Here is a 22,128-nt window from a genome sequence, read left to right as displayed (position 1 = left end):
CTACTTATATTTCAGCATTTGTAATATCGCCTAACAGCGTCGTAAATTTACATAAAATCACCATTGAAGATTATTTAAGACACAATAAAAAATATCATCAGGTACATATCTGACTGATTGTTTAAAGGTGTATCTCATATAATGATTATCAAAAAACCGTCTTTTCCTGAGACGTCCCACACTTTACAAGAAAAACAGAATAGTGATAAGGAATTTCAATAAAGCTTCGTTTTTTAGATAATTCTTCTCTTTGCCATAATTGGTACCAAAAGGAATTGAAAGTTGAGAGAAATTATCACTACAAATTTTTGAGATAAGGCTTAAGCTTCGGAAACTCCGATTTCCAATATCGCCTTTGAATCTCAATAACCACTATTCCATTTCCTGCCCTATACCCATATATGGCAGCACCTCCACCTTCCTTCTCAACTTTTAAAGATTTAATCGATTTTGGTTTGATTAAGCTATCAATCAACCTGCAGTTTATAGTGTAGTGTTGATTGTTTATCATAACCAGACACCAGGGGCCAGGCGGAATCTTCGTAGCAATACTGGGTGTAAGACTTTTCGATGGTTCTTGAGCGTACGCAAGCTTACCGTTAAGAGCAATTAAACCTTGGAAAAGTATAAGTATAAGCAAATGTTTCTTCATATATACAAGATGTTCTGAATTTTATATTCTGTAAATTCACTTAGAAATAAAATCCTGACGACAACATTATTCATTATTTTTTATTAATCGTTCCTTATTTGATACTATGAAAGCGACTGTCTCACCATTCGACCCTTTTTAATAACTCTTCCCTACTTGTGTGATCAAAAAAACTAGTTAATTCATTCTATAGAGTCATAAGATTGAGAACAAAAGCATGATTCTATCAATTATCAAAAACTCATTAATGAGCCTGTCATTAATCTATTCCTTTATCAGACGCAGTGTTCTATTATCATATTTGATTTCGTCTCCAGACAGAATTTTAAACTTGTAGGTCTTGTCGTTCCAGTACACTTTTAAGGTACTTCCAGTAATGTTATAAGTAGCAGGATAGATAGCGTCTCCCCCCAATTTAAATCCGGCATTCCCGTTTGGATTCAATTGCACATAAAGACCACCACCATCGTAGATTTCATCGGAGCCTTTGTAACCTACTTCGGAATATGTTTTGCTTTCCGAAACTGTGATCATATCTTTTTTACATGAGCTGAAAATTAAAATGCCGAAAAAGAGAAAGATAATATTTTTCATGCTTATAGGTTTAAATAGTTTCACTACTTCGGAAATTTCTCGTGATAAATGATAACTAAAGGAATTCTCTGTATGACATCCTCATTAAAATTCAACAGTGTGAGTTCAAATGTTGCTTTCTGTCCCTCAGTAAACGTTAAAATCCTTTTAATATCTTCAGGTAGAATCACATTTTTAAAATATCCATTTAGATACCATATCATCTCTCTTGTCTTGCCCTCCTCTGTCTTAACAAGCGCTGACACTGGGCTAAATTTTGCATTCCCATACCAATCAACTGCCTTAGCACATATTCCTAATGGTATTTGTGCGTATTTGAAAAGTATCGAATTATCTCCTATTTTACTATTTATTCTATATAAATCACCCTTACCGTCTATGACTATTGTATCCATTAACATTTTATACTTATCACCATCTGGACATTCATAAAATACGGCAGGTTCAGGATCAGGCTTTTCGATAATAGGATCAGGCTTTTCTTTGCTGCAGGATCCAATTAAAAATAATATTGAAAAAGCTAAAGGCAAAATATTCTTAAATGGTCTCTTTTTCATCACTTGTATTTTTTAAACATTGGCTTCACCTTGATAGTATTTCTTAAAAACGATACTTTTTTAATGAACGTAGCACTAAGTTATGTAAAATTCTCATATGTGGGAATTTTAATACTATCAACTTTATCTTATTTTTATATTTTACTGAAAACATATAGAATTAGATGAGAAAGAAATATCAGGGAGAAATAAACAATAAGGACCGCTCAATGCAAAAGCTCATCGAAGCTGTTGGAACAATCATTAAAACAAAAGGATATACAGGACTAACGGCGACCAATATTGCTGGTGCTGCGGATTTAAACAGACGGTTGATTACCCTATACTTCGGTACTATTGACAATCTCATAGAAACATATGTTAGAAGTAAAGATTACTGGATAGCTGCTGCTGGAGATGCTGTGGAAATGATTAAGGTCAATATAGGTGAAAATACTAGACCCATAATTGAATCTTTGCTTCACAACCAACTAGACTATTTTTGCAATAATGAGGAAATGCAAAAGATAGTCTTATGGCAAATCAGTCAAAGCACACAAATCATGAAAGAGGTTTGCGAAGAAAGGGAATTGCTTAGTAAGAATTTCTTCACCTTATCTGATGTAGAACTGAAAGCCCGGGGCGTTGACCTAAGAGCTGTATCAGCCCTGCTTGTTGCTGGTATCTACTATTTGGTACTTCATGCAAAATCAACCGATTCTCTTTTTTGTGAGATTGATCTGAATACTCAGGAAGGCATGGATAGAATAAAAAAAGCTATTAGTTTAATTTTAGAAAAAACTTATAATGATTGAGGCTAATCTACTATCGGATATGCAGTTGTAAAATTAGAATTATCAAAATCCATTTTATAATAAATTGGATGCAGTTGGTAACAAAGTTCGAAATTTGGAATAATCTTCTCTTAGTTTTCTTGTTCTTAGGGTAAATTAAAGAAAAATAGAAAAATTACCACGACTTTGTTATTGCATTTTTTTTTGGAGTCCATATTATTAAGCATACTCTAAAATAAAAAATCCTATTGCGCCAAAGTTTATATCATGAAACCTTCGTTTCTACGACATAGATCTAGACTCTCACCTCACTGATCTTAGTCATTTGGTGGACTAGTTCGTTTTTGAATTGCTCTTTGTAAATAAATGCAATGACAAATCTCCTTGGTAATATCATTTTACTATTCAAACTTTATCATTTAACGGTCGTTTCCTGACACACTTCGTTTTCCTAATCAGATAGCTAAATCAAACCGTCTATTTAACATAAAACCAGTTATCTAACTGATTTAGCAATTAATTTGCACTAGTTGCGGGGCGGCTTCAAGAGACATATTAAGATTAAGAAGTATTGAAACATGTTTGTGGATACCTCCTGATGATCGTTAATGCGCTTTAAGAGTCATATCCAATAATAGAAGGAACTGATATAAATATTCTTATATTTATATTGTGGTTGATCGGACGTGTCCCCATCTTCCGCAGCCCAAAAAGCAGAGGATTACTTCTGCTTTTTGCTTTACTTTAAGAGCCATATACACAATAAGAAGGATTTAAACAGCAATGTATATGGGAACTCGTTCCCTACTTCCCTTCTTCAAGAGCTACATCATGATTAAGAGGAGTGAGACTTAGTAGCACGAGCAAACTACTCTGTTAAGCTATAAATTTTGCTTTTGATCAATAGTGATATCATCAAAACCACTATTTTTTTGTTATCTAGATTTATTAGCGGTCACACTCATTTTTAAAGCTTTTACCTTAAATTGCATCCATAAATATACTGTTGTGCTGATTAAATATAAATAGGGATTCCCAAATAGCCTGTCGTGTTTCCGCATAGGACTTGGTAGTTTCAAAACCTCATCTGATGACTAAAAAGAATTTAATCCTACCCGGCTTTATCGTGTTGAAATTCCTGCTGCAATATGTTCTAATTAGCCCTCAATATGACCTTCAAAGGGATGAATACCTTCACCTTGACCAGGCAAATCATTTAGCCAGGGGATATGTATCGGTTCCGCCATTTACATCCTGGGTATCACTCATCATAAAAGTCTTAGGCAATGGCGTATTTTGGGTTAAGTTTTTCCCTGCACTCTTCGGTGCATTAACCATGGTGGTTGTATGGAAAGCTATTAAAGAGCTAAACAGAAATCTATATGCACAAATACTAGGCATAGTTTGCGTGTTATTCTCTGCCCTATTACGGTTAAACACTTTATTTCAGCCAAACTCATTTGATGTTCTGAGTTGGACGGCTTTCTATTTCATCCTAATTAAGTATTTCAATACCAAGAATACTAAATGGCTGTTTGTTGCGGCCATCGTTTTTGCGCTTGGCTTTTTAAACAAGTACAACATTGTTTTTTTAATGATCGGATTTCTACCAGCCATTTTATTAACGGAACAGCGGAAAGTCTTTCTTGAAAAAAGTTCTATTGGTCTGTTTTACTGGTGTTAGTTTTAATCGCTCCTAACCTGATATGGCAATACACGAATAATTTTCCTGTAGTTCACCATATGAAGGAGTTGGCTCAAACGCAGTTGGTAAATGTAGATAGGCTAGCATTTTTGAAATCGCAAGTCCTTTTCTTTGCCGGTGCTTTTGTGGTTATTATTTCAGGAGTAATTGCATTGCTGTTTTATAAACCCTTCAAACCTTACCGTTCATTCTTCTGGTCCATCATTTTTACCATTCTGTTTTTCATGTACTTTAAAGCCAAAGACTATTACGCTATTGGGTTATACCCCATTTATATAGCCTTTGGTTCTGTATATCTTGCAGATCAATTAAAATTTGGATGGAAAAGATATTTACAACCTGTTCTAATTGCCCTTCCTGTTTTATCATTTATTCCCATGTATAAGGTTGCGTTTCCGAATAAAGGACCTGAATATATTGCTCAACATGGAAAGAAGTATCAGATTTAGGAATGCTTCGCTGGGAAGATGGGAAAGAACATGCAATACCTCAGGATTATGCGGACATGCTGGGTTGGAAAGAATTAGCGGAAAAAGTCGATTCGGTTTGTGAAGGACTGCCCAATTTAGAACGCACACTTATATTGTGCGATAACTATGGACAGGCAGGTGCAATCAATTACTATAAAAAAAACAAAAAAATACAAGCACATTCTTTTGACGCAGACTATGTGAACTAGCTAAGATATGATCAAAAAATTAACGATGTGGTTCTGGTAAAAGGGTATTACGATGACGATCCAGGAAGAAAAAGGGAGATTCCTTTGTTTAAGCAAGTGTATTTGTCTGCAAAAAGAATTAACAAGTATGCAAGAGAATACACCATTCGTATCTATGTGCTTAAAGGTGCTAAAGTTGACATCAATAAAAGAATCAGGATTGAGGCTGAGGAAAATCTAAATTACAAGTAACAAGATATATTGCCGACCTTCGAACTCGTATTATATAATAATAAATGAAGACATTTTTCCTTTACCTGATGGTAGCCATATACGTACTTGCAGGTTTAATTCACCTCATACATCCGGATGTGTACATGAATATAATGCCGGCTTGGCTGGGTTGGCATTATCAATTAGTAATCATCAGCGGGGTCTGCGAAATATTGTTTGCATTACTGCTGATTCCTGTAAAATCAAGACCTTATGCAGCATGGGGTATTATCCTGTTACTTTTGGCTGTATTTCCGGCCAATTGGCAAATGATGCAGAATTTTAAAGCGGAGCATAATCCGTATCTATGGGTAGCTGTGGCACGGTTACCACTTCAAATAGTGTTTATTTACTGGGCTTATACATACACTTTAAGTTTACCCACCAGGTCATGAAAATATTGTGGAGACCAAATATCCAAAACCTTCTGATCTTTAATAAAACGCCTTATATCATTTAAAACATACTCGAATTTCACCGAGTCTATTTTTTCTTTAAGTAACTCCCTAAATTCCGCTTCAGAGATATCATCCTTGTCCCAGTCGCCGCTATCTTTTGCCCTGATAATGAAATGCTTTAGATTTAGCACTACACCTTTCCGGATATACCATTCCATGTCATACCAATCGCGGCCTTTTACATTCGTCCCCCACTTCCTAAAGAGCAAAGCGTGCATTTTCCCAGCGAAAAGATTGGGCAATGTGAGGCATTTAACATAAAAAGAAAAAGGTCTTAATAATAGCTTTTCTTCTGTGTCAAATCCTAATGGCGGATCACGGTCTACTTCAATCTTTATAGTGATATTAGCCACCTGGTTAAAACCGCTTTGCGGAATGATATTTTCCAGTATTAGTTCTTTCCAGACTGTTTCAGATTTCAGAAATGCAGAATCTATGTTGGTTTTATTTGTTTTGTGCTTCTCCCTTATACTTACCTGCATACCCAACGAGTTAAATTCATTGATGATCGAATCCTGATATTGATTCAATGAAAAATCCGAATCTGTGGATAACAAAGTAAAATCAAGATCTTCAGACATGCGACCAAGGCCATAGAACATCCTAAGTGCTGTTCCGCCATAAAAAGAAGCCTTTTCAAAAAAGCCTGCTCGAGATAATGCAGCCAGTGCAATTTCCTGCATGATCTCTCTTAACCCATCCTTAGCATCCTGCTGATTGGTAGGTTTGTATTCTTCCAGCCATTCTTTAATCATAAGTTTTGAATCATTTTCATAACCATTATCAGGCTCTCCTTCTTTGGAGCATCCATTAGCCACGTATTGATCATATCAGTATTCATGTCTTTTAGGGAATGTTCTTCCATCCTCAAATTTTCTAACAAATAAGCTGAAGCCTGTGTTATACTTCTTAGTACTATTCCAGATGTGCTTACAATCTTGTCACACAATGCTTTTTCAGGTGAAGCAAAAATAGCATACTGATCACTGGATAATTCTATTCTATTTAATCCAAATGCGTAATAAGGTAAAGGAAGATGTGTATAGGTAAAGATGCCTAAATGTGTAGTAAATTCTTTCGAAGCTTTTATTGTCATCGATGTAATTTCATACACCCGTTCGGGAATTAAACCGTAGTAAGCCAAAGCTGTATCCATTGAAACATAGCTCGGCCCATATATATGATTTGCAAGAAGTCCATTTTCTGGTTTCGAAGGTGTAACTTTTGATCCTGCAACATACAATCCTTTTTTTATTGACTCAATAACTCCTTCAGACTTCAACGCTCTAATTTTATCATTTGGACGTTTATAATCTTTGAGAAAGGACATCAATAATTGATGGGTTATTGGTTGTGAGGAATACTGCCTAACCATTTGATTAATATCCATAATCAAATGTAAATATTTAAATAGATAATCGGTTTATTTTCGATTATCTATTTAAATATTTACATATATTGAGTTATAGCAGATATTAAATATAGATGGTAATAATCTTTCTTATATCAACTTCTGATACGTTCTCCACCAAAGATCAGGCATCTGTCCTGATACTGCCTCCTGGTAGTCTTCATACTGGCAAGGCACTAAATGGTAACGCTCATTTCCTGCGTGTCCGTTTGGATAAGGGACCTGCATCCACCAGCGGTCTGACTTTTTGCTTTTCACAAAGACAAGCTCATGCGAGTTATCTTTTAAAGTGGAGCGGTAAATGAGATATTGCGACTTGGGTTGTAATGGAAAATCGCGTTTGCGCTGGTAGAAGCCTTCAATGAAATACCAGATCATTTGGGCAAGGAGCATGGCACTTTGACCATGGGTATCAAAAGCGGGATTGAATTCGTAAAAACCAATGGAGCTCAGCTTATCACTCATTCCGGCGTAGCGGCATAACTGGCAGGCTTCTTCTCCATAAAATCCGTTGGGACTTGCATTACCATTGGCGCGTGCATCGGATGCTCGTATGGCTGAAATATCAAAACTTAGGAGACTTGCATTACGAATAATGGGTTCTGCAACGGACATCTTATTCCGAAAATCGCCCAATCTGTTTACGTCAAACAGCAGTTTCTCCATAACGCGGAGACTATCCTGATTGACAAAATAGGTCTGATAGCCTATATTGCTAAAATTAAACAGGTAGTTGGGTTGATGTAAAAAGATCTTATTTAAATAGGAATTTGAATTTGCTTCTAAAGAAGGGTCGTCACTGAGTTCATCGAGATCGAATTTGTTATCGATCACAACCAGGTCGACTTTTTGTTCCAACTCCTCGTAGGCCATATATTGTGCATAGGTGAGATCCTGCCCTCCACCAATTATAACCGGTACTACATTTTTCTTGATCAAACTTGCGACCACTGTTTTTACAGCGACGTAGGTATCGGTCACGGTATGGCCTGCTTTGATGTTGCCAAGGTCGACAATCCGCGTTTTGAAACTACCGGCGTATAGTTCGTATAACTTCTGACGGATATAATCCGGCCCAATGGCACAGCCCTGATTATTAACCGAATGGCGATCATCCATTACCCCAAAAAAGGCAATATCTACCTTACCTTCCTCAATATCAGGGAAGTTTTTTGTAAAAACATGCACTTGGCCACCAATCTGACTAGTGAAAAAACCTGCTTCTGTTCCGAATTTACGGTCGTCTACAGGGACGAAAAAATCAACTAAAGACATATTCGCTCCAAATATCCATTTAATTCAGTTACTTTTGATAGCAAATTCAATTTTTTGCAGGATGATATTAGTTACTGGCGCAACAGGTTTTCTAGGTTCAGAATTAATTAAACAGTTGCATGGGCAAGGTCTTCGTGTAAGAGCCTTGAAGCGCAGCAATTCTTCCATCCCTCCTATCTTACTAAATCTTACTGATATTGAATGGTTCAACGCCGACATTCTGGATTACTTCGCTTTAGAAAAGGCTTTTGAAGGGATCACTCATGTGTACCATTGTTGTGGACTAATTTCTTTTCACAGTCGTGATAAAAAAAACATGCTGCGGGTAAACATGGAAGGAACAGCTTATATTGTTGACTTATGTTTAAGTCATCAGATTACGAAGCTGGTTCATGTTAGTTCGGTAGCCGCATTAGGCGATTCAAAAACAAATAGCCCGGTTATAGAAAAAGATATCTGGGAGTTCAACGGTACGCAGCACGGTTATTCTATTTCAAAATATGAAGGAGAAATGGAAGTGTGGAGGGGAATTGCCGAAGGACTAAACGCCGTTATTGTTAATCCATCCGTTATTATTGGTAAAAACGCAGGAAAAGAAGGCAGTGGTAAGCTTTTTGATTTAGTACGCCAAGGAATTAGCTATTATACGCCGGGATCGCTCGGCTTGGTTGATGTGGAAGATGTGGCCAAAGTGATGATTACCCTTATGGAAAGCGCTATTACATCGGAACGTTTTATTATCAACTCAGCGAACTGGAGCTATAAAAACTTATTTGCAGAAATTGCTAAACGCTTAAATATACCTGTTCCTAAAAAAGAAATCAGTAAATTTCAACTCTCTGCCGGTTTATGGCTTGCTACATTAGCGGCACTTTTTACAGGGAAGAAACAGGAGTTAACACGGGATACCGTTAAAAGTGCTTTTCAGAACGCTTTGTATTCGGCTAACAAACTCCATCAGTTCTTTCCTAATTTAACTTTAAAACCCATTGCTGTGTCTATTAATGAGATTACTGATCATTTCAGAACCTCTTGACCCAGCTCTCCATGCTTGAGCATATACAGATGAAAACGTTTTACATTATTGACTTTGACAGCACCTTTACTCAGGTAGAGGCATTAGATGAACTGGTCCGGATCTCTTTAAGTCATCACCCCGACCGTGAAGAAATTTATAAAAAGATTGCAGACTTGACTAATGCTGCGATGGAAGGACGATTATCTTTTAGAGAAAGTCTAACTGCCCGCGTTCAGTTGCTCCATGCAAATGAAGAGCACTTAATAAAGTTGGTTAGTGTTTTAAAGAAAAAAGTGTCGGCTTCTTTCTCCCGCAACCGGGCATTCTTCAGAAAACATGCTGATGAAATACTGATTGTTTCCGGAGGCTTTAAAGAATTTATTACCCCTGTTGTACTTCCTTTCCACATCAAGAAAGAAAATATTTATGCCAATACCTTCACTTATGACGAGAATGGCAACATCACAGGATATGATCAGGATAATCCACTCTCACAGGAAGGTGGCAAAGTGATCCTCCTGAAGAAATTACAGCTGGAAGGAAATATTTTCGGGATCGGTGATGGACATTCAGATTTGCAGCTTAAAGAATCAGGTTTGATTCAAAAGTTCTATGCCTTTACGGAAAATATTTCCCGGCAGAGTATCCTTGAAAAAGCAGATCATATTACGCCTAGCTTTGATGAGTTTTTATATGTGAACAAACTTCCTCAGGCGATATCTTATCCTAAAAACCGAATCTTGTGTCTTATAGTAGGTGCTGTTCCGGAAGAGGCTATTCTGGCTTTGAAGAAGGATGGATTTTCTATTCGTCATAAAGAAACTTTTGAAGAGAAGTATATTGGGGATGTAGGCATGTTGCTTCTTGCTGATGGCGAAAAGGTAAGTGATGCCAATTTATTGGAGGCTGTAAAGTTGAAAACAATTGGCTATCTGGGTATTAGCCGACATAAATTATCGCATGACATTGCTACGGAAATGGGCATCGTTATTTTTGATGATCATAAAATGAATCCAAGAAATGCGAAGTTTATTCCTAAAAGGATGTCTGATTTTATTAATAAAGGGGATACTTATTTAAGCTCTAATTTCCCTAGTCTGCAACTTCCTAAAGTGGGCAACGCACACCGGTTAATCCATATCCATAAGAATCTGCCTGGAATTATGGCACAGATTAACCAGGTATATGCCAATCATAATATCAATATCTCGAGTCAGTTTCTAATGACAAATGCACAGATTGGCTATGCGATTACAGACGTTAGCATCCGGTATGATAAACATGTATTGACGGAATTAAAGGAAATTGAGCATACCATCAAATTCAGGATACTGTACTAAAATATGCTGATTTTATAAGGAATTACCCGTTTTAGGGTTAAAAAAGACCCTATTTTAACTATGAATACTATTTAAAAACCATTAAGTTTGTATATAGTAACATTAAACTAATACTTGTCGTGATTGATACGCTAGATATAAAAATTACTCAAACAGCTACTTCCAGAATAGATGAAGTAGATTTCTCAAACCTGTCTTTTGGAAAAACATTTTCTGATCACATGTTTGTTGCCGATTATGAGGATGGTGAATGGAAGAATTTTCAAATCGTTCCTTATGGTGACATGTCTTTCAGTCCTGCTATGTCTGTTCTACACTATGGTCAGGCTTTTTTTGAAGGACTAAAGGCGTATAAACACGCTGATGGGTCAGTTGCTTTATTCCGTCCTTATAAAAATGCAGATCGTTTTAACAGATCAGCAGTGCGACTATGTTCACCGGAATTGCCAAGAGATATCTTTGTTCAAAGTATTGCTGCATTAGTTGATCTGGACAAGGCATGGATTCCTAAAAGTGCTGGGGATTCGTTATACATACGTCCTTTTATGTTTTCTACAGATCCTTATCTGGGTGTTTCTCCATCTAAAACATATAAATTTATTGTGTTGACATGTCCGGTTGGGTCTTACTTCTCTAAACCGTTGAATGTTAAAATAGAGACCAAATATTCACGTTCGAGTGAAGGTGGTTTTGGATTTGCGAAAGCTGCGGGTAATTATGCAGGTTCATTATTACCGGCACAGGAAGCACTGAAAGAAGGTTACGATCAGCTAATCTGGACAGATGGAAAGGATCATGCGTACATTGAAGAACTAGGTGCTGCAAATGTTATTTTTGTTATAGATGGTGTATTGGTTACTCCTTCTACCAGAGATACCATTCTGGAAGGAATAACAAGAGATACGATTCTGACACTAGCCCGCAATTGGGATATGCCGGTTGAGGAACGCCGTGTATCTGTAAAGGAAGTTATTGAAACTTTGAAAGAAGGTAAAATGACTGAAGCTTTTGGAGTGGGTACTGCTGCTACGATTACGCCTATTGCTTCTATTTCACTAAATGGAGAAAAATATAATTTACCGGAACAGGGTCCTGCTGATTTTTCGAAGAAAGCATTAAAAACACTTAATGAGATCAGATACGGCCATACGGCTGATAAGTTTGATTGGAATTATACAGTATAAATGAATTTGATCCGTATTTAACTTTCGAGAATACGGATCAAATCATCATTCACATAAAACAACTCTTTGCCCTCTTTAACGGGGCTTAATATTTTCGCATCAACCAAATCAACGAAATATTTCGTGAGGGTTGTGCGTGATGTTATATTTAATTGGTCGCCAATCAACTTAGGTTTAATATATGGTTGACTAAAAAGCAATTCGTTTACCTCTTTAGTATACCATTTTATTAATTGCTTTGCATGAATTAATGTTGCTTCCATCTGAGCAAGTATGCTTTCAATGAGTTGACTGGTCAATTGAGAGGTTTTTTCTACAGCTTCCAACATATATAATATCCATGGCTTCCAAGAGCCTCTTTGAGTAACGATGCCTAGATTATAATAGTAGTCATCTTTGTTAACAATGATATATTTAGATAAATATAGAACAGGTTGATATAATAACCCTGAATGCACTAGGTATAACAGGTTTAAAATACGTCCGGTTCTACCGTTTCCATCAGGAAAAGGATGAATGGCCTCAAATTGGTAATGGGAGAAACACATTTTAAGTAAAGGATCTGTCGGATATTGCTGATCATCATTTAAATAAATCAATAAGTTATCTATTAGCTTCTCCAATACTCCAGCGCCTCGGGGAGGGGTATAGATCACCTCACCTGAGCGAAATTCACTTTGGCCACGTTGAATTACAGTAAGTGATGCTGGCGATCGCAATCCCGATGATGTATTTTTTATTTGCCTGAAAATGCCAATTAGACTTTCTAAATCAATTTTATTCCCATCTTTAATTAGTTGATAACCAGCCCACATAGCTTCACGATAACGTAATACCTCCTTAGTTGCACCGTTTGCTTTATCCTCTTGTACTGTATCTGAAACAGCTTTGTAAAGAGCATCTTCCGTTGTAAAAATATTTTCGATGGCAGTGGAGGCTTTAGCCTCTTGCAAAGCAATTGTATTTACTAACATTAAAGGATTAGGTAACCTCATGATGCTAATATTTACTGTAGCCAATGCTCTTGAAGCAGATACTAGCTTTTTTAAAATTTCAACATCGTTTTCGATTTCAGTGTTGGGGGGTAATAAGGGTAAATCATTAAACGGTTTTGATCTGTCGTAAGCCATATTCTTGTGTCCATTTTCCGCTCATTATTGAACATTAAGCAAATAAACAAAAGATATTGGACAAAAAGTTAAGTATGTCCATTTTAAACAAAAAATGAACATATGGCTTTATTATTGACAGCAGTTGGACACTTAACATCAATATGTTCATTTTATTAAAAATATTGAACATATAAAACAACTAAGTAGCTCTAGACTAGATATAAAAGAAGCTTTTCAAGTGCCTTACTGCACACTATCTTTTGGTGTTACTTCCGGATCTTTTTTCTCCTGATCCTCCACCTTCTCTAATTCTTTTTTAGCTTTTTTAATTTTGCGCTTCTCCTGGCGTTCTATTCGGTTCTCTTTACGTTTTGCCTTGAGTGCCTCAATACCGGATTTAACATCACTAATAATTCCGGATACCTTTCTACTGATTTTTTTAATACTCTGTTCTCTTTCTTTACTGATCCCTACACTGCCTTTCACTCCTTCCAATACGCTTTTTACATAGAATTTAAAAAAAGCAAAACTTGCAGGCCTTTTAAAATAAATATTACCAACAGTGAACTTATTGTCCTTCCCTATTGGATTTGAATCATTCAAGACAAATGTATTGGCGATACCGGATACGAAACCCTGTTTCTTTACGAGTCCTGTTTCTACATCCTTTTTCATAAGCTGCACATTCAGATTATGATAGTAAAATCGCATGCTTCCTCTGGCTACATTTTGGTTGGCCGTGATATTAAACTGCATTTTACGAATGCTCAGTGATTTCACATGAACCATGGCCAATGGATCGGTAATTTGATTTAATGCAATTCCGTTCATTGCACCCAGCGTTCCGGTGGAACTGAATGCCCCCAACTTGTCGGTCAGGTTAAAATTGAAGGTCACATATAAATTTGCTTTGCTCATAAACAGGGTGGAAAGCTGGGCGCGCATGAATTTATTTTTGGCTAGTGCCTTTGCATCATTGGTTACATTGTAGATGTTACCGCGGGTATTTGCAAAATTGACGCTCCCTGTTTTTCCGGTAACTCGATTAAATTCACGGTATGAAATTTGAATTCGCCGTAATTGTAACGTGTCGATTTTCAGGTCGAGTGCCAGTTTTTGCAATTGCTGATGGGGGAACTTACCTGTTTTGTTAGAGGGCCGTTTAGGAAAGGCATTCGTATTATAAATAGAGATCTTTCCGTCGGCAAGAATGAACCTTCCTGCATAAAAGCGCTGTTCTCTGTTGAGCTGATCCAGATCTATATTGGTAACAACAATTTGATTAAAGCTAATATCAAACCTGTCTTTAGACATACCTACTTTTCTATAGAAAGCAGGTATAGTATATCTGGGCTGCATTTGGGCGCCATTCAAGACCAGCTTTCTTTGCAAAGTGGAAAATTTCAGGCTCTTGAACTTTAAATAGTATAAACTATCAGGCGTTGCTATTTTGTAATCCTTCAATTCGATATCCACATTTTTAGTGTGGTAGAATCTGTTTTTATCATTTTCGGATAAGGAATCGATCAACAGATCGTTCACATTCAGATTAAGGTTTTTGATAGCAGTTGTTTTGCTTTTTTTATTACTGTTATTAATTAATGTAAAATCAATTTCTTTTAACTGGATTTCGCCCACGCGCACTTCTTTAAGTGCTTTTGAGATCATTTGATAAAGAGACTTCTTCTTCACCGTATCAGCCACTTTATTATAAGGCTGTCTCTTATTTGTTATGATCATCTTGGGATGATCAATGATAATGCTATTAATATTCAGCCTTCTGCTATCGTATAACCTGCTGGGATGAAACCTGACCAGGTCAAAACTTTCTACCTGAAGGTTATATAGATTATCAGGAGCCCTTTTTAGCCGTTCCAGTTCTTTATAACGGGCAGTGTCGGGGATTAACTTTACGTTTTTTAAGGAAGCGTTACCGGTTAAAAGATTGATTTTTAATCCGGTGTATTCCACCCGGTAAAGACTGTCGGATGAATCGAGAACAAGTTGTTTGATTTGTGTATCTAACAGAGGCTTCCATTTGTTGCTTAAATACCACGCTACTCCTCCTAATATCATCAAAAGCACCACTATGATGATCAATATCCACTTCCAGAAATTAAGAAAGAATCTAATAAACGAGGCCATAAGTTATAAATAAACCATAGGGGTGTCAGCTTGTTTCATTTGTCCATAAAATTACTTAAAACCGTGAATTAAGGCCTGTCACAATGTCATAATTAAAATAAATAGTTACTACATTTGCTTCTCATTTAATAAAATATGTATAATCTGGAGACAGGCGTTAAAGATCATGATGAGTCTAGACAAGGTGAAGCGCTGATTCTGGAGGCTAACAGGGAGAAAAACAATGGCAGGAAACTGTATATTGAAAGTTACGGCTGTGCGATGAATTTTTCAGATAGTGAGATCGTTGCTTCCATTATGACTAATATGGGATTTGAAACTACCTCTGACTATAAAGAAGCAGATGTAATATTTATAAATACATGCTCCATCAGGGAGAACGCAGAGGTAAGAGTAAGAAACAGGCTGAAAGAATTCGGTGCTGTTAAAAATAAAAGGCCGGGAATGATGGTTGGGGTTTTAGGCTGCATGGCTGAACGACTGAAATCTAAATTTCTGGAAGAAGAGAAACTGGTTGATTTGGTAATTGGCCCTGATGCTTATCGTGACTTACCTGGTCTGATCGATCAGGTTGATGATGGCAACAGAGCTGTGAATGTATTGCTTTCCAGGGAAGAAACGTATGCGGACATCAGCCCGGTGCGCTTAAATTCAAATGGTATTACAGCCTTTATCTCGATCATGAGAGGGTGTGACAATATGTGTTCATTCTGTGTGGTTCCTTTTACGAGAGGCAGAGAGCGCAGTCGTGATGCACATTCTATTGTAAATGAGGCGATAGACTTGTATGCTCAGGGTTATAAAGAGGTCACATTACTGGGTCAGAATGTGGATTCGTATAAATGGGAATCAGTAGATAAACTGGAAAGAGTGAACTTTGCCAGTCTTTTGGAGCTGGTAGCGAATATAGGACCAGACTTAAGGGTTCGCTTTTCGACTTCACACCCAAAGGATATTACGGATGAGGTTTTATACACGATGGCGAAGTACGATAATATTTGCAAGTATATCCATTTGCCGGTTCAATCAGGTAGCTCAAGGGTACTGGATATTATGAACCGCACATACGATAGGGAATGGTACATGGAACGGGTACAAAGTATTCGGAGGATCATGCCTGACTGTGCCATATCAACAGACGTCATCATTGGATTTTGTACCGAAACGGAAGAAGAACATGCTGAAACGCTAAGTATGATGGAGTATGTAAAATATGATTTTGCTTATATGTTTATGTATTCCGAGCGTCCGGGAACTTTAGCGGCAAAACGTTTTACGGATGATATTCCGGAAGAGGTTAAAAAGCGCAGGTTCAATGAAGTGATCAGTTTGCAACAAAAGCATTCGCATGAGCGTTTGCTTGAACAACTAGGACAAACCCAACGCATTTTAATAGAGAATTTCTCTAAAAAATCAAAGTTAGATTACTCCGGAAGGAATGATAAAAATGCCACTGTTGTATTCCCTGTTGATGCACGCTATCAACCAGGCGAGTATGTGGATGTGCTGATTGAACGCTGTACTCCGGCTACTTTGATCGGCAGAATTATTTAATTACAGCTAGACTAAATGGATACTCAGGATATAAAAAACCGATATGGTATTATAGGGAGTTCGCCTCTGCTCAGCCGGGCTATTGATATTGCCTCACAGGTAGCCCCTACAGATATTTCTGTATTGATTACGGGTGAAAGTGGAAGTGGAAAGGAGGTTTTCTCGCATATTATTCATCAGATGAGTGCGCGTAAACACGGACCTTTTATTGCCGTGAATTGTGGAGCAATACCGGAAGGGACGATTGATTCGGAACTCTTCGGACATGAAAAAGGATCTTTTACGGGAGCGCATGAAGCGCGTAAGGGTTACTTTGAAGTAGTAAATGGCGGTACTATTTTCCTTGATGAGGTTGCCGAACTTCCTTTGGGAACACAGGCCAGACTTCTACGAATTCTGGAATCGGGAGAATATTTACGTGTGGGATCTTCTAAGGTGCAAAAAACAGACGTTCGTGTGGTTGCGGCTACGAACATGGATGTTTATGATGCGGTTAGAAACGGTAAGTTCAGGGAAGACCTTTATTACAGATTAAGTACTGTTCCTTTGAAAATACCTCCCTTAAGGGAACGTAAGGAAGATATTTATTTGTTATTCCGAAAATTCATTGCCGACTTTACGCATAAGTACAGAAGTCCTTCTGTACAACTTGACGGAGATGCTCAGCATATTCTGACCAACTACAGCTGGCCAGGAAATGTACGCCAGCTCAAGAATGTAGCTGAACAAATTGCAGTTCTGGAGAAGGATCGCAATTTAAATGCGCAGAGTATCATGCAGTATATTCCACAGGAATCGGGAAACAACTTACCGATGCGCATCAACAGAGACACAAAGGATGACTTTTCTGAAAGAGATATTTTATACAAAGTGCTCTTTGATATGAAGCGTGATATGGTGGAGTTGAAGAAACTGGTAGCAGAAATCATTCAGAATGGTGGCAACTCAGGTTCTATGGCAGAAAACCATCAGATTGTTAAGCAGTTATATCAGAATACAGAGTTCCCAACTATGGCGCCTGCTGTTCCGCTTGTGCTGCATAATATGGAAAACGATAAAAAATCAGAGTACAACTATGTTCCCCATTCGGAAGAGGTGGAAGAATCCCTCTCACTAATCGATAAAGAATCAGATCTGATTAAAAAAGCCTTGAAGAAACATAAAGGAAAACGTAAACTTGCAGCGCATGAGCTTGGGATTTCCGAAAGGACCCTTTATCGCAAAATAAAAGAGTTAAACCTGAGTTAAGTAACGCAATGAACATCATTTCAAAAAAAGTTTTCTGGATTCTTATTCCTTTTATATTGCTGACCCAATCATGTGGAATTTACAGCTTTACAGGGGCATCTATACCTGAGGCTATGAAAACAGTATCAGTGCAGTTTTTTGAAAACAATGCGCCTCTGGTTATTCCAAACCTGAGTCAGCAGTTTACAGAGGCTTTAAAAGAACGCATCCGTAATCAATCGAGCTTAAGTATAACACGTGACAACGCGGATGGCAACTTTGAAGGCCGAATTACTGATTACAGTATAAAACCGGTTGCAGTAACAGGTAATGAGATCGCGGAAGCCACCCGGATATCCATCACGGTAAGTGTGAAATTCACGAATGCCCTTGATAATGAACTTAGCTTTGAACAAAGCTTTACACGTTTTACGGAAGTAAAAGGAAGTAATGTACAGTCACAGGAACAAACGCAGATCGGATTAATCAATAAAATGCTGACTGAAGATATTTTCAACAGAGCATTTGCGAACTGGTAAGGAGAAGGGTATTCATTTTTAAAATATTATTGTGAGAGAACTTCAGGCATCAGGCAACAGGGAATTTATTAAATTTTTATCTCCCTCGGATAATTGGACAGATGCTGATAAAGCGGCATTGAAATACCTTGTTTTAAAGTTTCCGTACTGCCAGCCGCTGCACTTTGCTAATGCTTCTGCATTGCGGACGGAGAGCAAGGATACGTATGACAGTTATTTAAAAAGGGCATCTGTATATGCTCCCAAGCGTGATATCTTATACCGTTTCATAAATGAGCCTCAATATTTCCAGACCGACATTGATCTTTCGGAGGGTATTGAAGAACCTGTGGTTCCTGAAGTAATAGTTTCAGTAGAAGTAGAACCTGCTTTACCCGATGAGCCCGAAGAAACACTGATTGAAACGGTCACTCCGGAATCAGAATCCCTGGCAGTGGAAGAAGAACAGCTCGAAGAGGAAGAACCAGCAGTCCTGACAGATCAGGGATTAACGGAATCGATTGAAACAGTTATTCCTGATATAGAAATACTTACAACAGAAGCAACGCTAATAAAGAGTGATGATAGACTAGCTCTTCAAAGTGTAGCTTCATCCGATTATTTCAGGTTTAACAGATCTCAACTGGACCCGCTGCAACCAGAAGAAAAAAAGGAAACAGAAGAAGTATCGCGGTATGACGACGATACGATGCCGAATACTTTTCTATGGTGGCTGCATAAAACCAGGAAAGAATATGAACGCGATTTTCAGCCTTATACACAAAAGCCGACGGTTAGGACCAATCAGATGCCTGCAAAGTCGCCTCAGTTAAATCAGCAGATCATTGAAAACATATTCCATATTCAGCCTGAACTGAACACCATTCAAGCTGTTGCATTGCCGCCAACTGTAGAGTTTGAGCTGCGTAAAAAGGAAACGAAGATCATTGAAAACTTCATTAAAGAAGAGCCTCAGATTAAACCACCATCTATGGCTAAGGTGGATACTGAAAACAAAGCCAGAAAGAGTTCGGAGGACAAGTTAGACCTTGTTTCGGAGACATTAGCGCAGATTTACGTAGATCAGATGCTTTTTGATAAAGCAATTGAGACCTACAAGAAATTAAGTTTGAAATATCCGGATAAAAGTCTTTACTTTGCAAGCCAAATTCAGCATTTAGAAAAGAAAATTTAGCTAATCACAAATATATGTTTTACGTTATTATTATTATTTCCATCATCATTTGCTTTCTTTTAGGATTGATTATATTAATTCAGGAACCAAAAGGCGGAGGCTTAACATCAGGATTTTCAGGCTCCAATAACATTATGGGCGTTCAAAAAACAGGTGATTTCTTGGAAAAAGGAACATGGATACTTACTATAACCTTAATGGTATTGGTATTATTCACGAATGTGATTATCCCTAAGGGCGCAAATCAAAGCAAAGCGGCTCAGGAGATTCAAAACCAGATTAACAAAGGAACAAATGCTCCTGTATCTGCACCTTTAGCACCGGCAGCACTTCCCGGCACGAAGACAGATACCTCAAAATAATAAAATATTTTCTTAGAAAAGCCGCCTGTAACACAGGCGGCTTTTCTGTTTTCAAAAAAGGTGTTTCTTAATAATTGAAGCCCTGACAATCACTGACAGCATGACACCGTTTCGTTTTTTGGCACAGAAACTGTCTCCTTATAAGCAAAACTAATATTCATAAAAATGGCACTAAGTATTAAACCAATCGCAGATAGAGTAGTAGTTGAAGCTGCTCCTGCTGAAGAAAAAACAGCATCTGGTATCTATATCCCAGATACAGCTAAAGAAAAACCTCAAAGAGGCACTGTAGTTGCAGTTGGTGGTGGTAAAGTAGACGAACCTCTAACAGTTAAAGTTGGAGACGAAGTATTATATGGCAAATACGCCGGTACAGAAATTACCCATGAAGGTAAAGAGTATTTGATCATGCGTGAATCAGACATTTACGCCATAATATAAAACCTAATTAAATTTTAAATTTCTATTAAAAATGGCAAAACAGGTTAAATACAATGTTGAAGCGCGCGACGCCCTCAAAAGAGGTGTTGATACGTTAGCGAATGCAGTAAAAGTTACATTAGGCCCAAAGGGACGTAACGTAATTATTGATAAAAAATTCGGCTCACCAGTAATCACTAAAGATGGTGTTACTGTAGCAAAAGAGATTGATCTAAAAGATCCTCTTGAAAATATGGGTGCTCAAATGGTTAAGGAAGTGGCTTCTAAAACTGCAGATATTGCAGGTGATGGAACAACAACTGCTACTGTTTTAGCTCAGGCTATTGTTGGTGCGGGTATTAAAAACGTAGCGGCAGGTGCTAATCCAATGGACCTTAAACGTGGTATCGACAAAGCAGTTGCTGCTGTTGTTGCTAACTTAAAGGAACAATCACAAACTGTTGGTGAAGACAACAACAAGATCAAACAAGTTGCGTCTATCTCTGCAAATAATGATGAGATTATCGGTTCTTTAATTGCTGAAGCTATGGCTAAGGTAGGAAAAGATGGTGTGATTACTGTTGAAGAAGCAAAAGGTACTGAAACTGAAGTAAAAACAGTTGAAGGTATGCAATTTGACCGTGGCTATCTTTCTCCCTATTTTGTTACCAATACCGACAAAATGGAAGTGGAATTAGAAAACCCATACATCCTGATCTACGATAAGAAAATCAGCAGCATGAAAGAATTGCTTCCTGTTCTTGAAAAACAAGTTCAGACTGGCAAACCTTTATTAATCATCGCTGAAGATTTAGATGGCGAAGCTTTAGCTACATTGGTAGTAAATAAGATTCGTGGTTCTTTAAAGGTTGCTGCAGTGAAGGCTCCAGGATTTGGAGACCGTCGTAAAGCAATGCTTGAAGATATCGCTGTATTAACAGGTGGTATTGTTATTTCTGAAGAAAGAGGTTATAAGCTTGAAAATGCTGACCTTACTTACTTAGGACAGGCAGAAAAGATTCTAATCGACAAAGATAACACGACTATCATTAACGGAGCTGGAAACAGTGACGATATTAAAGCTCGTGTTAGTCAGATTAAATCTCAGATCGAAAGCACTACTTCTGATTACGATCGCGAAAAATTACAGGAACGTCTTGCTAAATTATCTGGTGGTGTTGCTGTTCTTTACGTAGGAGCTGCTTCTGAAATTGAAATGAAAGAAAAGAAAGACCGTGTTGATGATGCATTGCATGCAACACGTGCAGCTGTTGAAGAAGGTATCGTTGCCGGTGGTGGTGTCGCATTCATTCGTGCAGTTGCTGCTTTAGCTGATCTTAAAGGTGCTAATGAAGACGAGAATACTGGAATCCAGATTATTCGCCGCGCTATTGAAGAACCTCTTCGTCAAATCTGTGAAAATGCAGGTATCGAAGGTTCTATCGTAGTTCAAAGAGTAAAAGAAGGAACTGCAGATTTCGGATATAACGCACGTACTGACGTTTACGAAAACTTAATTGGTGCTGGTGTAATTGACCCTACTAAGGTAGGTCGTGTTGCATTAGAGAATGCTGCTTCTATTGCTGCGATGCTGTTAACTACAGAAGTTGTACTTGCTGATGACCCTGAAGACGAAAAGGGTGGCGGTGGTATGCCTCCTATGGGCGGCGGTATGGGCGGAATGATGTAGTCCCCAC

General features: G+C 37.7%; 24 protein-coding genes. 16 read left to right on the top strand and 8 right to left on the bottom strand.

Translation table 11 applies throughout. From position 1 onward, the window contains the following. Positions 1-298 precede the first annotated feature (298 nt). From ADIARSV_RS07150 to ADIARSV_RS07140, 3 genes are all read right to left on the bottom strand, one after another. Positions 299-652: a hypothetical protein gene (locus tag ADIARSV_RS07150; protein ID WP_040299386.1), complete on the bottom strand. Its 354-nt coding sequence runs from the start codon at positions 650-652 to the stop codon at positions 299-301. Between the two features lie 264 nt (positions 653-916). Then, entirely contained in the window at positions 917-1,246 is a 330-nt protein-coding gene (locus tag ADIARSV_RS07145) for a hypothetical protein (RefSeq protein WP_016194775.1), read from the bottom strand. Positions 1,247-1,269: 23 nt separating this feature from the next. Beyond that, a complete protein-coding gene (locus ADIARSV_RS07140) occupies positions 1,270-1,803 on the bottom strand; it encodes a hypothetical protein (protein WP_016194774.1) in 534 nt (177 codons plus the stop codon). Between the two features lie 164 nt (positions 1,804-1,967). Here ADIARSV_RS07140 and ADIARSV_RS07135 point away from each other — a divergent pair, with 164 nt between their 5' ends. The 6 genes from ADIARSV_RS07135 (at position 1,968) to ADIARSV_RS07125 (ending at position 5,607) form a co-directional block, all read left to right on the top strand. Further along, positions 1,968-2,597, top strand: coding sequence for a TetR/AcrR family transcriptional regulator (locus ADIARSV_RS07135; RefSeq protein ID WP_016194773.1), 630 nt, complete (start codon positions 1,968-1,970; stop codon positions 2,595-2,597). A gap of 1,069 nt (positions 2,598-3,666) precedes the next feature. After that, positions 3,667-4,260, top strand: a complete 594-nt coding sequence (locus ADIARSV_RS22430) for an ArnT family glycosyltransferase (RefSeq protein ID WP_016194772.1) — start codon at positions 3,667-3,669, stop codon at positions 4,258-4,260. After that, a complete protein-coding gene (locus tag ADIARSV_RS22425) occupies positions 4,254-4,730 on the top strand; it encodes a hypothetical protein (RefSeq protein ID WP_235048377.1) in 477 nt (158 codons plus the stop codon). The genes ADIARSV_RS22430 and ADIARSV_RS22425 overlap by 7 nt, the downstream gene beginning before the upstream one ends. Positions 4,731-4,732: 2 nt before the next feature. Beyond that, the gene (locus ADIARSV_RS22420) at positions 4,733-4,960 is read left to right on the top strand and encodes a hypothetical protein (RefSeq protein WP_016194770.1); all 228 of its coding nucleotides are present in this window, start codon (positions 4,733-4,735) and stop codon (positions 4,958-4,960) included. Positions 4,961-4,987: 27 nt separating this feature from the next. Then, positions 4,988-5,191: a hypothetical protein gene (locus ADIARSV_RS22415; RefSeq protein WP_016194769.1), complete on the top strand. Its 204-nt coding sequence runs from the start codon at positions 4,988-4,990 to the stop codon at positions 5,189-5,191. 44 nt (positions 5,192-5,235) lie between these two features. Further along, entirely contained in the window at positions 5,236-5,607 is a 372-nt protein-coding gene (locus ADIARSV_RS07125) for a DoxX family protein (RefSeq protein WP_016194768.1), read from the top strand. Here the strand turns inward: ADIARSV_RS07125 and ADIARSV_RS07120 are convergent. The 3 genes from ADIARSV_RS07120 to ADIARSV_RS07110 all read right to left on the bottom strand — a co-directional run bounded on the left by ADIARSV_RS07120 (position 5,571) and on the right by ADIARSV_RS07110 (position 8,356). Then, entirely contained in the window at positions 5,571-6,425 is an 855-nt protein-coding gene (locus tag ADIARSV_RS07120) for a nucleotidyl transferase AbiEii/AbiGii toxin family protein (protein ID WP_016194767.1), read from the bottom strand. The two genes, ADIARSV_RS07125 and ADIARSV_RS07120, sit on opposite strands and share 37 nt — an antisense overlap. After that, positions 6,422-7,060 carry a type IV toxin-antitoxin system AbiEi family antitoxin domain-containing protein gene (locus ADIARSV_RS07115; protein WP_016194766.1) on the bottom strand — a complete coding sequence of 213 codons (639 nt, stop codon included), beginning with the start codon at positions 7,058-7,060 and terminating at the stop codon, positions 6,422-6,424. The genes ADIARSV_RS07120 and ADIARSV_RS07115 overlap by 4 nt, the downstream gene beginning before the upstream one ends. Before the next feature lie 111 nt (positions 7,061-7,171). Continuing rightward, positions 7,172-8,356, bottom strand: a complete 1,185-nt coding sequence (locus ADIARSV_RS07110; RefSeq protein WP_016194765.1) for a formimidoylglutamase — start codon at positions 8,354-8,356, stop codon at positions 7,172-7,174. Positions 8,357-8,417: 61 nt separating this feature from the next. Between ADIARSV_RS07110 and ADIARSV_RS07105 the strand changes: the two genes are divergently transcribed. The 3 genes from ADIARSV_RS07105 to ADIARSV_RS07095 all read left to right on the top strand — a co-directional run bounded on the left by ADIARSV_RS07105 (position 8,418) and on the right by ADIARSV_RS07095 (position 11,898). After that, positions 8,418-9,392 (top strand): NAD-dependent epimerase/dehydratase family protein, encoded by a 975-nt coding sequence (locus tag ADIARSV_RS07105; protein ID WP_016194764.1) that lies wholly within the window; start codon positions 8,418-8,420, stop codon positions 9,390-9,392. A 29-nt stretch (positions 9,393-9,421) separates the two neighbouring features. After that, entirely contained in the window at positions 9,422-10,714 is a 1,293-nt protein-coding gene (locus ADIARSV_RS07100) for an HAD-IB family phosphatase (RefSeq protein ID WP_040299390.1), read from the top strand. A 119-nt stretch (positions 10,715-10,833) separates the two neighbouring features. Beyond that, positions 10,834-11,898 carry a branched-chain amino acid aminotransferase gene (locus tag ADIARSV_RS07095; protein ID WP_016194762.1) on the top strand — a complete coding sequence of 355 codons (1,065 nt, stop codon included), beginning with the start codon at positions 10,834-10,836 and terminating at the stop codon, positions 11,896-11,898. A 17-nt stretch (positions 11,899-11,915) separates the two neighbouring features. Here the strand turns inward: ADIARSV_RS07095 and ADIARSV_RS07090 are convergent, their stop codons facing one another. Then, on the bottom strand, positions 11,916-13,028 hold the full coding sequence (locus ADIARSV_RS07090) for a Fic family protein (protein WP_040299384.1): 1,113 nt from the start codon (positions 13,026-13,028) through the stop codon (positions 11,916-11,918). A gap of 225 nt (positions 13,029-13,253) precedes the next feature. Next, positions 13,254-15,155, bottom strand: coding sequence for a hypothetical protein (locus ADIARSV_RS07085; protein WP_040299382.1), 1,902 nt, complete (start codon positions 15,153-15,155; stop codon positions 13,254-13,256). Positions 15,156-15,290: 135 nt separating this feature from the next. Between ADIARSV_RS07085 and miaB the strand changes: the two genes are divergently transcribed. From miaB to groL, 7 genes are all read left to right on the top strand, one after another. After that, complete coding sequence (gene miaB / locus ADIARSV_RS07080; protein ID WP_016194758.1) at positions 15,291-16,709, top strand: tRNA (N6-isopentenyl adenosine(37)-C2)-methylthiotransferase MiaB; 1,419 nt, start codon at positions 15,291-15,293, stop codon at positions 16,707-16,709. 15 nt (positions 16,710-16,724) lie between these two features. Continuing rightward, positions 16,725-17,957 (top strand): sigma-54 interaction domain-containing protein, encoded by a 1,233-nt coding sequence (locus tag ADIARSV_RS07075; RefSeq protein ID WP_016194757.1) that lies wholly within the window; start codon positions 16,725-16,727, stop codon positions 17,955-17,957. 8 nt (positions 17,958-17,965) lie between these two features. After that, complete coding sequence (locus tag ADIARSV_RS07070; RefSeq protein ID WP_016194756.1) at positions 17,966-18,475, top strand: LptE family protein; 510 nt, start codon at positions 17,966-17,968, stop codon at positions 18,473-18,475. A gap of 31 nt (positions 18,476-18,506) precedes the next feature. Beyond that, positions 18,507-19,649: a hypothetical protein gene (locus ADIARSV_RS07065; protein WP_016194755.1), complete on the top strand. Its 1,143-nt coding sequence runs from the start codon at positions 18,507-18,509 to the stop codon at positions 19,647-19,649. 14 nt (positions 19,650-19,663) lie between these two features. After that, positions 19,664-20,011: a preprotein translocase subunit SecG gene (secG, locus tag ADIARSV_RS07060; protein ID WP_016194754.1), complete on the top strand. Its 348-nt coding sequence runs from the start codon at positions 19,664-19,666 to the stop codon at positions 20,009-20,011. A 165-nt stretch (positions 20,012-20,176) separates the two neighbouring features. Continuing rightward, positions 20,177-20,452 (top strand): co-chaperone GroES, encoded by a 276-nt coding sequence (locus ADIARSV_RS07055; RefSeq protein WP_016194753.1) that lies wholly within the window; start codon positions 20,177-20,179, stop codon positions 20,450-20,452. Between the two features lie 31 nt (positions 20,453-20,483). Further along, on the top strand, positions 20,484-22,121 hold the full coding sequence (gene groL / locus ADIARSV_RS07050) for a chaperonin GroEL (RefSeq protein ID WP_016194752.1): 1,638 nt from the start codon (positions 20,484-20,486) through the stop codon (positions 22,119-22,121). Positions 22,122-22,128: the final 7 nt, after the last annotated feature.

Source organism: Arcticibacter svalbardensis MN12-7 (assembly GCF_000403135.1).
Lineage (GTDB): Bacteria > Bacteroidota > Bacteroidia > Sphingobacteriales > Sphingobacteriaceae > Arcticibacter > Arcticibacter svalbardensis.
This window is presented reverse-complemented; position numbering and strand designations above follow the sequence as displayed.

Excerpts from the sequence above, each read along its gene's own strand:
- ADIARSV_RS07055 (WP_016194753.1), top strand. The coding sequence starts at position 20,177 with ATGGCACTAAGTATTAAACCAATCGCAGATAGAGTAGTAGTTGAAGCT.
- ADIARSV_RS07090 (WP_040299384.1), bottom strand. The coding sequence starts at position 13,028 with ATGGCTTACGACAGATCAAAACCGTTTAATGATTTACCCTTATTACCC.
- ADIARSV_RS22430 (WP_016194772.1), top strand. The coding sequence starts at position 3,667 with ATGACTAAAAAGAATTTAATCCTACCCGGCTTTATCGTGTTGAAATTC.
- ADIARSV_RS07120 (WP_016194767.1), bottom strand. The coding sequence starts at position 6,425 with ATGATTAAAGAATGGCTGGAAGAATACAAACCTACCAATCAGCAGGAT.
- groL (WP_016194752.1), top strand. The coding sequence starts at position 20,484 with ATGGCAAAACAGGTTAAATACAATGTTGAAGCGCGCGACGCCCTCAAA.
- ADIARSV_RS07085 (WP_040299382.1), bottom strand. The coding sequence starts at position 15,155 with ATGGCCTCGTTTATTAGATTCTTTCTTAATTTCTGGAAGTGGATATTG.
- ADIARSV_RS07075 (WP_016194757.1), top strand. The coding sequence starts at position 16,725 with ATGGATACTCAGGATATAAAAAACCGATATGGTATTATAGGGAGTTCG.
- ADIARSV_RS07115 (WP_016194766.1), bottom strand. The coding sequence starts at position 7,060 with ATGGATATTAATCAAATGGTTAGGCAGTATTCCTCACAACCAATAACC.
- ADIARSV_RS22420 (WP_016194770.1), top strand. The coding sequence starts at position 4,733 with ATGCTTCGCTGGGAAGATGGGAAAGAACATGCAATACCTCAGGATTAT.
- ADIARSV_RS07100 (WP_040299390.1), top strand. The coding sequence starts at position 9,422 with ATGAAAACGTTTTACATTATTGACTTTGACAGCACCTTTACTCAGGTA.
- ADIARSV_RS07110 (WP_016194765.1), bottom strand. The coding sequence starts at position 8,356 with ATGTCTTTAGTTGATTTTTTCGTCCCTGTAGACGACCGTAAATTCGGA.
- ADIARSV_RS07150 (WP_040299386.1), bottom strand. The coding sequence starts at position 652 with ATGAAGAAACATTTGCTTATACTTATACTTTTCCAAGGTTTAATTGCT.
- ADIARSV_RS07105 (WP_016194764.1), top strand. The coding sequence starts at position 8,418 with ATGATATTAGTTACTGGCGCAACAGGTTTTCTAGGTTCAGAATTAATT.
- ADIARSV_RS07125 (WP_016194768.1), top strand. The coding sequence starts at position 5,236 with ATGAAGACATTTTTCCTTTACCTGATGGTAGCCATATACGTACTTGCA.
- ADIARSV_RS07140 (WP_016194774.1), bottom strand. The coding sequence starts at position 1,803 with ATGAAAAAGAGACCATTTAAGAATATTTTGCCTTTAGCTTTTTCAATA.
- ADIARSV_RS07145 (WP_016194775.1), bottom strand. The coding sequence starts at position 1,246 with ATGAAAAATATTATCTTTCTCTTTTTCGGCATTTTAATTTTCAGCTCA.
- ADIARSV_RS07135 (WP_016194773.1), top strand. The coding sequence starts at position 1,968 with ATGAGAAAGAAATATCAGGGAGAAATAAACAATAAGGACCGCTCAATG.
- miaB (WP_016194758.1), top strand. The coding sequence starts at position 15,291 with ATGTATAATCTGGAGACAGGCGTTAAAGATCATGATGAGTCTAGACAA.
- ADIARSV_RS07070 (WP_016194756.1), top strand. The coding sequence starts at position 17,966 with ATGAACATCATTTCAAAAAAAGTTTTCTGGATTCTTATTCCTTTTATA.
- secG (WP_016194754.1), top strand. The coding sequence starts at position 19,664 with ATGTTTTACGTTATTATTATTATTTCCATCATCATTTGCTTTCTTTTA.